The organism is Paenibacillus curdlanolyticus YK9, from assembly GCF_000179615.1.
In the GTDB taxonomy this organism is placed as follows: domain Bacteria; phylum Bacillota; class Bacilli; order Paenibacillales; family Paenibacillaceae; genus Paenibacillus_T; species Paenibacillus_T curdlanolyticus.
Window position 1 is genome coordinate 295623 of sequence record NZ_AEDD01000004.1, and the last position, 13317, is coordinate 308939.

The following is a 13317-nucleotide window of genomic DNA, read 5'->3' on the forward strand; positions in this document are numbered from 1 at the left end:
CTGCAATGGGAACCTTCGGGGCGGGCCACTCTTGCCTTTCTCATTGTACATAATGCAACGGCATGGCAATGGTCCTCTTATAGCAGCACCATGAGGTGCATTTGCGCATTTGTAACAAATGAAAAAACTGAGCTAACCATCTATTGGCGATGACTTTTGGGACAGCCCCCAGCCCTTGGCGCTTCACTTTCGCTAATTACCTGCCGGTACGACTCGGTACACTTTCCTTCCGTTCACCACGCTGGTCCGCACCTTCGTACGGACGCGCGTAATCCCCGTCAGATCAGTGCGTCCCTGCGCGTCTTTGTGAATTTTTAATTTCAGGATAAGGCCTTGCTGCGTGTATGGGTTTTTGCGAAGCTTCGTCGAAATGAAATTGCCGAGCGAATATGCCGCCACTCGGCGCTTCGTCACGCCCCGCTTATCGGTTACCTTCTTCAGCACAACAGGCTGCAGCACATGCGGATGCGCGCCCAGCACCGCGTTCGCTCCGTTCCTGAACAGCAGCTGGACGATATGCCGCTGCTTTGCATTCGGCGTCCGCTGAAACTCCTTGCCGAAATGGACGCAAACGATGATGAAGTCGGTCCGCTGGCGAAGCGAAGCCAGATCGGCGATCATTTTCTTCTCGTAAATTTTATTCACCATATACGGCTTCGGCACCGGGATCGAGTTGGTGCCTAGCGTGTACGACAACACGCCGACGCGGATGCCTTTTGCCGTAATAATCGTCTTCTTGCGGGATTCGGCGGGCGTACGGGCCGTCCCCGTATGCTTCAGCCCATGCTGGTCGAGAATGCGCAGTGTGCGCCTAAGCCCTGCCGATCCGCCGTCCATGCAATGGTTGTTGGCAGTTGTCATCAGATCAAAACCGCAGCGTTTCAAGGTTGAGGCCAGCGTATCCGGGCAATTGAACGCCGGGTATCCGGTTCGAGGGGCCCGGGTCTCGTATTTGCCTAGCTGCTTAGGCGTGCCTGAAAACGTCGTCTCCAAGTTGCCGATCATAATATCATTATTCCGCAGCGACGGCGCAACCTTCGCGAACATCGGCCCGAAAGCATACGAATTGGTCTTGGATTTGCGCGCAGATGCAATAATGGGCGCTTTCATCAGCAAATCGCCGATCGCCGCAACCGTAATTGAAGCCATGGTTCTGGTTAGCCCCCTATGGATGAATATCACAAAGTTTATGTTATCTATATGTCCCGCCAGGCAAAAGCTCCCGCCCAAAGATAGCATTTGCTGCAGGAAGCAAGCCCAATATTCCCATTGCAAAACAAACCCGCGATATAAAAAAAGATGTCCTATGGCAAAAATTCGATTCAGCCCATCAAACACTGACATACTGTTGTCGCAGCCGCCTAGTATAGTGAGGCATGTAAGAACAAATTGAGGAGGCGACGGCATGTTCACAAACATCCAAAACTTTATTGAGGAATATACAGTGGAATCGAACAACACCTATAAACTGCTTCAACTGATTAAGGATGAGGCGCTTCAGCAGCGCGTTACGCCGGAAGGGCGCACGCTTGGTTTCTTAGCTTGGCATCTTGTGCCGAGCCACGGCATTTTTGAACCGACCGGCCTGCAATTCGACGGCCCGCCTGACAGAAGCCCTGCGCCGGAATCGGCAGAAACAATTGCCCGGACTTATCTGAACGCTGCCCAGTCTTTGCTCCAAGCGATCCAGACACAACTGACGGATGAAGATTTGCAGCGCACGGTGACGACGTTCAACCAGCCTTGGAAAATCGGCTATACGCTATCGGCGTTCTTAAAGCATGAGGTGCATCATCGCGGGCAGCTTACGATTCTGATGCGGCAGGCAGGGCTTCCGATTATCGGCTTGTATGGACCGACCAAGGAAGAGTGGAAAGCGTTCGGCATGCCAGCGCCAGTGTAACAACGCGCTACAAGGACATTAACGCATGACATTAAAAGGGAGCCGCGGCGGTTCCCTTTTTTGCTATGCCGCAAATCCGCCCATTCCCACGGGTCCGCTCCATATCTTCACAGCATAACGGCATTCGTTCGCGGGGACATTAATCTCGTCCGATACTCTCAAAACGAGGTGCTAATCCGATGAAAAAGGTTGTCGCAATCGTAAGTGTCATTCTTCTCGCAGCAACAGGCTGTTCCATGCACAAGGTCGATAACACGCCGAATTACACGACCAAATCGACGTCACCGAACTACATGACGAGATCAACGACACCAGACTACATGACCAGGTCGACTTCGCCGAACTATGCGATGAAATCGACGCCGCACTCGCTCAGAACTACGCAAGCTTCATCCATTGCAACGAAAGGCTCGTCGCTCAAGTCATTGTCAACGCCGCAATATGGTTCGCAGCAGCGTTGGATCGTAATCGGCGGCAATGGCGCCGGTTTGGGCAACATTGGAAACATCGGCAATATCGGCAATATTGGAAACTTCAATCCGAACAATCCAGGCTCTTATCCGTCTTACCCATCGTATCCGAGCAACCCGTCGACTTCGTATCCGTCGAAGCCAGCGCCAAGCACGCCGTCAACACCAGCACCATCAACGCCTTCTACGAACGCGCCTGCCAGCGCAAATGCAACTAAGGTGCTGGAGCTCGTGAACGTACAGCGTAAAAATGCAGGCCTCCCGGCTTTAACAATGGATAGCGCATTGGCAAATATGGCTTTGGTTAAAGCCAAAGATATGATTAATAGCAACTACTTCTCCCATAACTCGCCGACATACGGTTCGCCGTTCGACATGATGGCGAAGTTCGGCATCACTTACCGTACAGCAGGCGAGAACATCGCGAAGGGCCAACAGAGCCCAGAGCAGGTTATGAACGACTGGATGAACAGCCCGGGCCACCGCGCCAACATTTTGAAAAACGGTTATACGAAAATCGGCGTCGGCTACTACAACGGCGCTTGGGTTCAGGAATTTACGGGCTAATATTGGTTTAGTACAAGTTTGAAAAAAGAGCAGCGTAAGGATTAGAGTCCCTACGCTGCTCGGTTTTATACATAGAAGGTCGACCACCTGCCGCCTAGCTGTTAGTTAGTTGCTGCTTCGGGAGTTGCTGCTGCTGTGTGCTGCTGATGCACAGCACATTTACGCACCAAGCAGCACTTGTCATTGCAGTTTGTACAATGATATATCAGCACATAGCTTGGAATATGGCCCCTCATTGCAAATCGTACAACAAGAAATGGTCAAAAACGCTCCTCGGCATGTCATTTGCAGAATTTGCCGTTTACTCCTTGCACGGTATGCAACGGCAGCTCTCGTCTGCGGCACATGAACGTATGCCATTGCACGAACTACAATGGGGCAGGCACATAGGAGCGGTTGATGACTTTACTTCATATCCGTTATTGTCCACTTGCCATCCTTCAGCACAAGCTGAATGATCAGCTTGTTCAGCCCTGAATAAGTAAGCTGGACTGTAGCCGTGCTTTTCTTCTTATCCTGTGTATCGGAAATAAATTTACTGTCCTCATCGAAGAAGGCGTTCGCTCCACCCGACTCTATAGCAATTGCCTCTCTCCACTCGGTCGTAAGCAATGCCTTCTGGCGGGAAGTACACGATGGGAATAGTTCCTTCAACCGCTTCTTTATTTTATCTGAATATCCGTCATCGATCATCCTAAGTGCAAAATAATGCCCAACTACACCTTTAACAGTATTGGGATACTCACCTGGATCAACGGATGTAGAAACCTGCTGGAACCCGCCATGCTGCAGCTTAAATGTTCGGAGCACACCGTAATTTAACACATCATAGCTGTAACGGGCTTGCGTATATCCGTCTATCTTCCCATCATGATTCGAATCCACCAATTCATCCTCGCCTGATCCCGTTGCAGATGCAGAGTACACAAGCACTTCAGGCACCTTATCTTTGAGCGTTACCAGCTCGAATCCCCAACCGCTCCCCATCCCTAACCCTAATTTAATGACTGGCTCCGGCCGATCTTGCAAGTAAACCAACGCTACTTCATAGACTTCATAGCCCATGCTAATTGATTCGCCGAGCTGTTTAACCTTGCCTTTCGCATCCACCTGCATAACGTATACATTATTATTATAATCGGATCTAACAATAGCCTCCTGCACGCCATCGCCATCCAAATCCGCTTCTTGGAAAAAGCTCAACTGCTGCACATCCAGCTTAATATTTTTCAAATAATCCACGTACTTACGAGGCACAATCACTCCGTTAGCTGTCCGCACAACTTCGCCATTCTTCACGTTTGACTGCCCTAGCTCATACGTTTCACCGTTTACAAGAATGGACGCCAGCCGCTTCTTTGTCTTATCAAAATGTACTTGTACCGCTATGTTATCCTGCTCGTTCTTCAACGTAAAATCCCAGTACCCATTCGCCTTGCCGATCTTCATGAGCACTTGCTGGAACGCCGCCGAATCCTTCAGCGCTCCTCCGTTCGGATAATGAACATAGAACGTCGGGTATGTTCCATCCTGAGACAGCTCCACTTCAGACAGCTCATACGGCTTGTCCTGCAAAATCGCCTTGACGGGGTGCTCCCACCCCGCAATGTCCGTTATGACCCGATCCTTCTTCTGCTCAGCTGCCGCATCAACCGGTTCAGCAGACGTATCCCCCGCCGCATCCTGCTGCTCCTTCGGCACAGCCGAAACAGCTTCCGCCTGCTTGTCCTTGCCCGTTTCTTCGGTCGAAGAGTTCTCGCTGCAAGCGGTAATTAATACGGTTAAACCGATAAGCAAAGCCATGCGTACGATCCATTTGTTCACGTGTGTTGGACTCCCCTGTTATCTCGCAATAGGTGTTAGATGATGTTATTCCACAAAGCCATCCGTCATGCTCTTCAATAGGGCTGCGATGTCCGCCTGCTCGTTAAGCTCCGCTACATCCCGCGCCGTCTGCCCATAATTGTTGCGAACCGTAACATCTGCCCCTTGATGGAGCAAATATTGGACGACTTCAAGATGCCCGTACATTGCAGCTTGATGAAGCGGCGCGCCGCCGTCCCCGTCCTTATCGCCCAAGCCGTCCACCGGAACGCCGCGCTCAACGAGCAGCTTCACGAAAGGCAGGCTGCCGATCGAGGCTGCCAGCACGAGCGACTTCTCCCCATGCACATCCAGACGCAGTCCCGCTTCCAGCAGCAATTCCGCTTCCTCCACGAACTCTCCGTAAACCGCATGCCACATGGCCGAATGGCCCAGCGGATTCGCCGCATTTACGTCCGCTCCCCGGTCTAGCACGTACTTCAGCTCTTCTAATTTGCCTCGCCCCGCCGCACACACAATAGCCGGGAAACTGGGATCGTTCAGCTCCGCGCCATGCTCGATGAGCAGCTGAATCAGCTCAAAATCATAGCCGCCAAACCTTCCCCATGCCCAGCTTAAATACGTCCCTTCCGCCGAAAGCGGATTCAACTCCAGACCTTGCTCGACGATTAGTTGACACACTGCTGCTTTATCCTTTTGTTTTATTGCTAGCATCATTTGGTCCTGCAAAACTGCTGTTTTCATATCGGCAGCTCTCCCCGTTATACGTTCGTTCTATCCATCATATCCGTTTTTTGGCACATTTACGACAGAAATTTGTTCATCTATATGCCTTGACAGGCATATTCCAAATAGGATACATTCATTCCATGCAATCAACACTATCCGCTCTGGCCGAGCCTAATCGCCTGCACATTGTTGAGCTTCTGCTCGACGGTCCGCTCCCCGTAGGAGAGATCGCCGATCGGCTCGAGCTTAACCAGCCTCAAGTATCCAAGCATCTGCGCGTATTAACGAGCGCCGGCCTCGTCGAAGTACAGCCGGAGGCCAATCGGAGAATCTATAAGCTGCAGCCCAAGCCCCTTCAGGAGCTAGATGAGTGGCTGGGCTCTTACCGACGCATGTGGGAGGATCGCTTCGACCGGCTGGATGCGTATTTGCTCGAGCTGCAAGGCAAAGCTAACCATCAGAACGCCAGCAAGCAAGACCCTAAGCAACCATAACAAACGCAATCCCGCAACAAGGCGCCAAAATGAATCGCAAGAAGGTGGCATCCAGCCATACTTTTACGAATTTGGAGGAATCGAAATGCCTGCCAATCACACAACCAGCTTAGACGAAGCCGCATTTGAACTTACGCGCGTATTCAACGCTCCGCGGGAGCTCGTATTCAAGGTATGGACCGAGCCTGAGCATCTGTCACAATGGTGGGGACCGACGGGCTTCGAATTAGGCGTTGCCAAGATGGACCCGCGGCCAGGCGGCGTATTCCATTACAGCATGCGCTCGCCGGAAGGCTTCGAAATGTGGGGCCGCATCGTCTATCTTGAAATAAACGCGCCGGAGAAGCTTGTCTTCACCACCTCCTTCTCCGATGCCGAAGGCAGCATTACGCGCCATCCTGTCAGCGAAACCTGGCCGCTGGTCGTGGAGAGCACGCTCGTGTTCACGGAGCAAGACGGTAAAACGACAATCGCCATGCGCGGCATCCCCGTTGATGCGACAGAAGAAGAAATCCGTACGTTCATCGAAGGCCACAGCTCGATGCAGCAAGGCTTCGGCGGCACGTTCGCACAGCTCGAAGGTTACTTGGAGCGCGTGCAAGCGTAAGTCTGCCTGTTTTAACCCGTATCCTCCATATCCAAAGCAGAAGGCTGAGACCGGACCTCCGGTTTTAGCCTTCTTTTTGCGGAATAGATTCGCTCGAAAACGCCGCGCTGTAGCCTGTTTATAAATTTGAAAAATCATTCCTTGTACAGCTGCCCCTGCAAGTATGAATCTCTCGCTTAATAAGCTAAATCCTAAAATCCCCCCTCGGACCGTACCGTTATCGTCCTTAAGAAACAAATCTCCTCGTATCTACCTCCCAACTCCGCGGGGAAATGTTTTAAATAAAATTTAGTTGTTGGAATTACAACTTAAAAAATCATTATGTTGCGTTCCAGATTATTGAAATTTATTACTAATCATAGTATTATTAACTAGCAATGATCTTGTTGTTGCTTTAAGCCCGAGAAAGTGCCCATCCTTCCACGAGGATTGGGCACTTTTTCGATCAGAACGGGGGTTCATAATATGAAACGGTTGATAGAACTGCATGAGATGAAAGCTGAGGGCGAGCTGCTGTCGGAGGTATTTCCAAATTTTGTAGAGGAAATTTACCGCGTTAAGAAGACATATAAACGTGAAATGAGCATCGACCAGTTTACTAGAGCGGTTAATACCGTTATTGATCAGGCCATCCAAGTGCATGCGCTGGACAAGGAACGCATACGCATCCTCGTCGGCATTTTTGATACGTACGTAGACACTTATCATTTGAATGGTCCGGATACTGCACTTAAATTCATTCATGACATTATTGGCAAAGACAGCTAAGGACTGGGGGAACACCCCCTTGTCCTCGCATTGACATAATCATCATCACCCCCTACAATGATTATCAATTAGCTAGCTAATGGAGGTTGTCAGCTTGACATCACATTCGTTTCAGTTCTCGCAGGCGACGATGCACCTGTTGGTCCACGTCTACCGCCTGCATCGGCAGCATGTCGATGCCCATGTGCAGCCGCTAGGTGTCTCGCCCGGACAACCACCTGTTCTAGCCAGGCTAACGGCGCAGGATGGGCAGATTCAGAAAGATTTGGCAGCGCTAGTGAACCTCCAGCCTGCAACGCTGAACGTGATGATCGGCCGAATGGAGAAAGCTTCGCTCGTGAAGCGCCTGCCCGATGCGGTCAATTACCGCGTGTCCCGCGTTTATTTGACTGATCAAGGAAGGGCGGCCGCGGCGGCCGTGAATGACGCGCTCGGCGAAATCGAACAGATCAGCTTTGCAGGCTTCTCTCCAGAGGAGCAACAGCTGTTCCGCCAAATGCTGCAGCGCGTGCATGATAATTTGTCAGCGCATAAAGAGCTTCGGCCTAATCCGACTTCCCTGTCACCCCATCAAGAAAATAAGGATTGATGCTTATGAACACGAACCGAACTCCAACGATTAAACAAATAGACTCCACGGATTCCAAGCGTTCAAAACGCCGCCTCGGCATCATTCTTATTCTAGGATCGTTGTCCGCCTTCGGCCCGCTTTCGCTCGATATGTACCTGCCGACGCTGCCAAAGCTAGCGGATGACTTAAACGCCAGCGCATCGCTCGGCCAATTAAGCTTGACCGCATGCCTGATCGGGCTTGCCGTCGGCCAGCTCGTCGCAGGCCCGATTAGCGATGTGCGCGGCCGCCGTTTGCCGCTTCTGATTGGATTGCTGCTGTTCGCTGTCACCTCGTTTCTATGTGCAATCAGTACGTCAATTGAAACGCTCATCGCGCTTCGCTTCATTCAAGGGCTGGGCGGATCGGCTGGCATCGTAATCGCAAGGGCAGTCGTCCGCGACATGTACAGCGGTACGGCGATGACGAAGTTTTTTGCCATGCTTATGCTCGTCAACGGCGTCGCACCGATCGCCGCACCGATCTTCGGCGCCCAGATGGTCAAGTTCACCTCTTGGTCCGGCATCTTCGTTGTGCTTGGCCTGATCGGCGTCGTTATGCTGGCTTCCGTGTTATTCGGCCTTGGCGAAACGCTTCCGCGGGAGAAGCGCTCGAAGAGCGGGCTGGGCAACTCCCTTTCCACCTTCGGCCGCCTGCTGCGCGACCGCAGCTTCATGGGCTATGCGTTGACGCAAGGGCTTGTGACTGCCGCGATGTTTGCCTATATTTCCGGCTCGCCATTCGTCATTCAGGACTTATTCGGCGCATCGCCGCAGACGTTCAGCCTTATCTTTGCAGCTAACGGCCTCGGGATCGTACTTGCCGGGCAGCTCGTGGGCAAGCTCGCCGGACGAGTAAGCGAATCGAAGCTGCTCTTGTACAGCTTGCTGTATGCAGCGGTCGGCGGCCTTGCATTGCTCGCCATGATTGTGGCGCACGCTCCGCTAGGCGCAGTGCTGCCCCCGCTGTTCATGGTCGTCTCGAGCGTAGGGCTCGTGGGCACGACTGCCTTTTCCCTAGCTATGCAAAAGCAAGGGCAATCCGCAGGCAGCGCCTCCGCTCTGCAAGGGCTCATGTCCATGCTCGGCGGCGCGCTTATAGCACCGCTAGTCGGCATCGCTGGCAGCGGCACGGCGCTGCCGATGGGCATCGTCATTGCGGCGACGGATGTCGGCGCGATAGTGGTTTACTTGCTTATGATCGTGCGTGCAGAGAGAGCGCGTCGAGGTTGAGAACAGAAAAGCTACCCCCGTTTAATTTTAATTGAGGGTAGCTTTTTATATTTGAGCGCAGCCTCAACGGCTGATATAGTGAATAAGTATGAAATGAAAACGATGAGGAGGACAGCTTATTTTTACATCGATTACTTATTTAAAATCCGGAAATACAACGCAGCAACGCGTATTCTACCTGTTGAACGAACTGGGAATCATGCGTGACTTGGCTCCCTACAGTCCCGTTTTATGTGGAACAATACCCATCTCCATTAATGTAGAGGGCTCCGATCTGGATATCATCATGGAGGTTTATGATTTTGAGACGTTTAAGCAGCAGGCTGCCAACTTATATGGTGGCTATGACAAATTTGTCTTGAAAGAAAAAACGATAAGAAACACACCCGTCATAAAAGCTAACTTTGAATTTGGCGGCTTTGCCTTCGAATTGTTCGCCCAGCCCCAAGCGATTGAGCAGCAGTACGCTTACCTCCACATGCTTATCGAACATCACTTACTCACCCGTCACCCTCACATAAGAGCCGAGATTATCCGATTGAAAGAATCAGGGATAAAGACGGAGCCAGCCTTTGCCCAAGTGTTCGGATTGGAAGGCGATCCTTATGAAGCACTTCTTGCGTTCGGCAAGGAATTAGGTTTTCCCCTTAGCTTCCTGTACTTGTAAATGCCCGAAGCCCTTTATGCCAGAAAGAATAGGCAATAAGACAGCAAGCAACAGCGACTAGTGGAGTAAGATACGAATAATAACTAAATCCCGATTGTTCAATAAAATAAGCTGCTGGGTAGAAGGCTGTAAAGCCATACGGAATAACGAAAGTTAAAACAAACTGAATACCTTTCTTATAGATGGTCATCGGATAACGAACAAACTCGCTTAAATTGTTGACAGCTTCCATAATCGGGAGACTATCCACCATCCAAAACGACAGGGAACCAAAAAACAAGTTTACAGCTGCGTAGATCAGCCCACTGGAGATAATAAATAGTATCAATATAAACACGTTCATCCCCGACCACTCCAGTTGAAGATGATTCATTGCTGTAAGCAGAACGATAGATGAGACAATAAGCGAACCAAACCCATCCTTGTGCAAGCGATCAGCGACAATATGGAATAAAGGACTTACCGGCCTTAACAATATGCGGTCAAAATCGCCAGGCTTTATGTACCTCCACCCGATATTCCACAAATTATCGAAAAATATATTTTCTAGTGCCTTGCCTGATAGCGCCACTCCATAAATAAATAAGACCTCATAATAGCCCCAGCCATGGATACTGTTCACGTGCTTAAATAAGATGTTAATAAAAATAATAGCGGTTCCTTGTGTGAACAAATTCGCCAAAACACCAATCATAAAGTCTGCCCGATATTCCATCATCACTTTTAAATGCTGTTTAGCAAATTTAATATACAATTGAAAATACCACGCCATCTTCTCACCCCCCGTTGATGGTTACTTTACGTAATGCCACTGACCAGATGGCTCGAATAAATACCATAATGCCTACTAGCCAACCTGCTTGAATAAGTAAGGAGACGATCGTTTCTGATAGAGAGAGTGTTCCCATATACACCGAAACAGGGACGTATACCATGTACTTAAAAGGAAGGACATCCGTGATGAATCGCAACCAATTCGGAAATAACGAAATTGGAATCAGGGCTCCTGTAAACAGCGCTAATATGGCCCCCTTCATCATTCGAAGACCAAACGTATATTTAAAATAGAATGCCAAAACGCCAATAATCAGATCAATCTGTGAGCCGAGCAAGATAGCCAACAATGCACTTACCAAAAACAGCACCATATGCTGCGCATTAGAGGGAAACGCGATTCCTAAAAAGAGATAAGCAACAAGAAGCATGGGAAGGCTTTCTCTAAAGAAAGTCGTTACTTTCTGTCCAAGGTCAATTGAAATCAGTTTGCCAATGACATCATAAGGCCGCATTAATTCAATGGCCACATCGCCTGTTCTGACTTGGGATGCCAATAATGCTCCGACTCCGGCGCTGTAATTATTCATAATGATGGCCAGAACAGCATAGGTAATCATTTGTCCCAATGTGATGTCGGTAATGGTGTTCGTGTTTTCATATACGGCAGACCAGAAGTAGAAAATGACAATGAGTTTGAATATCATAGAGGCTGTTTTAGACCAGTACCAAGCGGAATAAGAAATATCTAGTTTAATTTGGGATTTCATCATTTGCCAATATGCATTCATGCTCATACCCCGCGTTCATAAATTTCTTTCACGATGGTTTCGATTTTCACTTCATTAACCGTGAGGTCGCGCACCTGATATTGGCTCATCATGTAGCTTACGATTTCTGATGAGGTGATCTCATCTTGTTTGAATGACACCATTACGGAATTTGTGCTTTTATTTTCAATTACCTCGATCTTCTCTTCCATCGATGGGGGGAACGTCAGCGTTTCATAGGAATCCAATTCGAATTGAATCACTCGTTTATGCCCAAACTTGTGCTTTATGGACGAGAGATCGCCATCATACAAAATCCGGCCTTCATCAATGATAATAATCCGGCTGCATATTTCTTCGATATCCTGCATGTCGTGCGTCGTTAAAAGAACGGTCGTTTTCTTCGTTTCATTCATTTCCTTAATGAAGGATCGGATATGGTTTTTGACGGATACATCCAATCCGATTGTCGGTTCGTCAAGAAAAACGATGGATGGACTATGCAGAAAAGCAGCAGCGAGCTCGCATCTCATCTTTTGCCCCAACGAAAGTTGTCGCACTGGAATGTCCAATAAGCCGTCTAACTGTAATTTCTCAGTGAAATATGCTAGGTTCGCTTGATACTCTTGATCTGGAATTCGATAGATATGCTTGAGCAGATCATACGATTCTTTAACGGCAATATCCCAAAACAACTGCGTTCGTTGCCCGAAGACAGCGCCTATTTTTCTGGCGTTTTCCTTCCTATTGTTATAAGGCACTAAACCATTTATTTTCACTTCACCGCTTGTAGGATGCAAGATCCCGCATAACATTTTAATCGTTGTCGATTTCCCAGCGCCGTTGGCACCGATATACCCTACTGTTTCACCTTGATTAATCGAAAAGCTAATATCGTTGACTGCATGCTTCGTGTTGTATTCTCTAGAAACTAATCCTTTAATTGCTCCTGAAAGCCCTGGTTTTTTCTTTACGATCTTGTATTCTTTAGACAGCGATGATACTTCAATCATAGAAAGTCACCTCACGTTGAATGATTCAGCCGTTATATTCCAACTTGCCAACTAACTTCACAAGATTCTGCAAACGTTTGCGCAAATGCCATTTATTTATATTAACAGAACAAATATCCACGGTAAATATACCCAGCAACATTTAATAGTTATGATATAATAAGCGATATCCTTGGAAAAGGAAGCGAATCGCATGGAAATCATATTTATTCGTCACGGACAAGGCATTCATAACACTGACATTCCCGATCGGCTAAATTTCGAAAACCCTCGATTGACGAACAAAGGGCGTGAGCAAGCAGCGCTTTTAAAATCAACTTTTTCATTTCAACACAATGATGTGTTCATCACTAGTCCTACCATTCGAACCATCGAAACCACAGCGATTATGACCAGCGGCCTGCTCCATGCACGAAAATATATTAGCCCGCTAGTCGGGCCGCGCATGTTCCCACTCCCCGCGTCTCCAGAAGCTTCTGCTTTGAGATGTGATCGAGTCTACCCCCTGACGCTAATTCGAAGCGAGCACACCGACTTTATCATTACGGATCAAGAGGATGAAGATCTGTGGAAGAACGGCATCAATATTATGAGCGAAGAAGCGTTCCGCATTGTTGGGCAACGATTCCTTCAGTGGATACAAACGCTGAACGCAAACAAAGTTTATGTTATTGCTCATGACGGGACCATAACGAGCTATCGCATCCTATTAGGTGAAACCGGATTATCAAGATCCGATTTCTTACCCGAAACCGGCTGGCATCGGATCGAATGGCACGCAAAAGAGCAGTCATAATGACTGCTCTTTTCAGGCTGTCGAGAAAGTCTCGGCAGCCTTTCTTATGTGCATGTAATTTAACACGACACCGCGTTAATATAGTATAATAGT

15 protein-coding genes are annotated in these 13317 nt (G+C 49.0%); 9 read left to right on the forward strand and 6 right to left on the reverse strand.

What is annotated here, in order from left to right:
• Window positions 1–192: 192 nt before the first annotated feature.
• Entirely contained in the window at window positions 193–1149 is a 957-nt protein-coding gene (locus PAECUDRAFT_RS09115) for a CapA family protein (RefSeq protein WP_006037842.1), read from the reverse strand.
• A gap of 256 nt (window positions 1150–1405) precedes the next feature.
• Between PAECUDRAFT_RS09115 and PAECUDRAFT_RS09120 the strand changes: the two genes are divergently transcribed.
• A complete protein-coding gene (locus PAECUDRAFT_RS09120) occupies window positions 1406–1903 on the forward strand; it encodes a DinB family protein (RefSeq protein ID WP_006037843.1) in 498 nt (165 codons plus the stop codon).
• A gap of 179 nt (window positions 1904–2082) precedes the next feature.
• Window positions 2083–2940: a CAP domain-containing protein gene (locus PAECUDRAFT_RS09125; RefSeq protein ID WP_006037844.1), complete on the forward strand. Its 858-nt coding sequence runs from the start codon at window positions 2083–2085 to the stop codon at window positions 2938–2940.
• Window positions 2941–3345: 405 nt separating this feature from the next.
• On the opposite strand, the gene PAECUDRAFT_RS09130 is transcribed toward PAECUDRAFT_RS09125, so the two are convergent.
• Together PAECUDRAFT_RS09130 and PAECUDRAFT_RS09135 are read right to left on the reverse strand one after the other, a co-directional pair.
• Window positions 3346–4764, reverse strand: coding sequence for a hypothetical protein (locus PAECUDRAFT_RS09130; protein WP_006037845.1), 1419 nt, complete (start codon window positions 4762–4764; stop codon window positions 3346–3348).
• Window positions 4765–4809: 45 nt separating this feature from the next.
• Window positions 4810–5508, reverse strand: coding sequence for an ankyrin repeat domain-containing protein (locus PAECUDRAFT_RS09135; RefSeq protein WP_006037846.1), 699 nt, complete (start codon window positions 5506–5508; stop codon window positions 4810–4812).
• 125 nt (window positions 5509–5633) lie between these two features.
• Here PAECUDRAFT_RS09135 and PAECUDRAFT_RS09140 point away from each other — a divergent pair, with 125 nt between their 5' ends.
• From PAECUDRAFT_RS09140 to PAECUDRAFT_RS09165, 6 genes are all read left to right on the forward strand, one after another.
• Window positions 5634–5987 carry an ArsR/SmtB family transcription factor gene (locus PAECUDRAFT_RS09140; protein WP_006037847.1) on the forward strand — a complete coding sequence of 118 codons (354 nt, stop codon included), beginning with the start codon at window positions 5634–5636 and terminating at the stop codon, window positions 5985–5987.
• A gap of 85 nt (window positions 5988–6072) precedes the next feature.
• Window positions 6073–6594 carry an SRPBCC family protein gene (locus PAECUDRAFT_RS09145; protein ID WP_006037848.1) on the forward strand — a complete coding sequence of 174 codons (522 nt, stop codon included), beginning with the start codon at window positions 6073–6075 and terminating at the stop codon, window positions 6592–6594.
• A 465-nt stretch (window positions 6595–7059) separates the two neighbouring features.
• The gene (locus tag PAECUDRAFT_RS09150; RefSeq protein ID WP_006037849.1) at window positions 7060–7362 is read left to right on the forward strand and encodes a hypothetical protein; all 303 of its coding nucleotides are present in this window, start codon (window positions 7060–7062) and stop codon (window positions 7360–7362) included.
• Between the two features lie 94 nt (window positions 7363–7456).
• Window positions 7457–7951, forward strand: a complete 495-nt coding sequence (locus PAECUDRAFT_RS09155) for a MarR family winged helix-turn-helix transcriptional regulator (protein ID WP_006037850.1) — start codon at window positions 7457–7459, stop codon at window positions 7949–7951.
• A 5-nt stretch (window positions 7952–7956) separates the two neighbouring features.
• Complete coding sequence (locus PAECUDRAFT_RS09160) at window positions 7957–9204, forward strand: multidrug effflux MFS transporter (protein WP_006037851.1); 1248 nt, start codon at window positions 7957–7959, stop codon at window positions 9202–9204.
• Window positions 9205–9322: 118 nt separating this feature from the next.
• The gene (locus tag PAECUDRAFT_RS09165; RefSeq protein ID WP_040711972.1) at window positions 9323–9871 is read left to right on the forward strand and encodes a DUF4269 domain-containing protein; all 549 of its coding nucleotides are present in this window, start codon (window positions 9323–9325) and stop codon (window positions 9869–9871) included.
• On the opposite strand, the gene PAECUDRAFT_RS09170 is transcribed toward PAECUDRAFT_RS09165, so the two are convergent.
• From PAECUDRAFT_RS09170 to PAECUDRAFT_RS09180, 3 genes are read right to left on the reverse strand one after another with little or no spacing between them, the layout of a single operon-like run.
• Entirely contained in the window at window positions 9852–10643 is a 792-nt protein-coding gene (locus PAECUDRAFT_RS09170; protein WP_006037853.1) for an ABC transporter permease, read from the reverse strand. The two genes, PAECUDRAFT_RS09165 and PAECUDRAFT_RS09170, sit on opposite strands and share 20 nt — an antisense overlap.
• 4 nt (window positions 10644–10647) lie before the next feature.
• Window positions 10648–11436 carry an ABC transporter permease gene (locus tag PAECUDRAFT_RS09175; protein WP_040711973.1) on the reverse strand — a complete coding sequence of 263 codons (789 nt, stop codon included), beginning with the start codon at window positions 11434–11436 and terminating at the stop codon, window positions 10648–10650.
• Window positions 11437–11438: 2 nt separating this feature from the next.
• Window positions 11439–12428, reverse strand: coding sequence for an ABC transporter ATP-binding protein (locus tag PAECUDRAFT_RS09180; RefSeq protein WP_006037855.1), 990 nt, complete (start codon window positions 12426–12428; stop codon window positions 11439–11441).
• A gap of 193 nt (window positions 12429–12621) precedes the next feature.
• On the opposite strand from PAECUDRAFT_RS09180, the gene PAECUDRAFT_RS09185 reads away from it, so the two are divergent.
• Window positions 12622–13224 carry a histidine phosphatase family protein gene (locus PAECUDRAFT_RS09185; RefSeq protein ID WP_006037856.1) on the forward strand — a complete coding sequence of 201 codons (603 nt, stop codon included), beginning with the start codon at window positions 12622–12624 and terminating at the stop codon, window positions 13222–13224.
• Window positions 13225–13317: the final 93 nt, after the last annotated feature.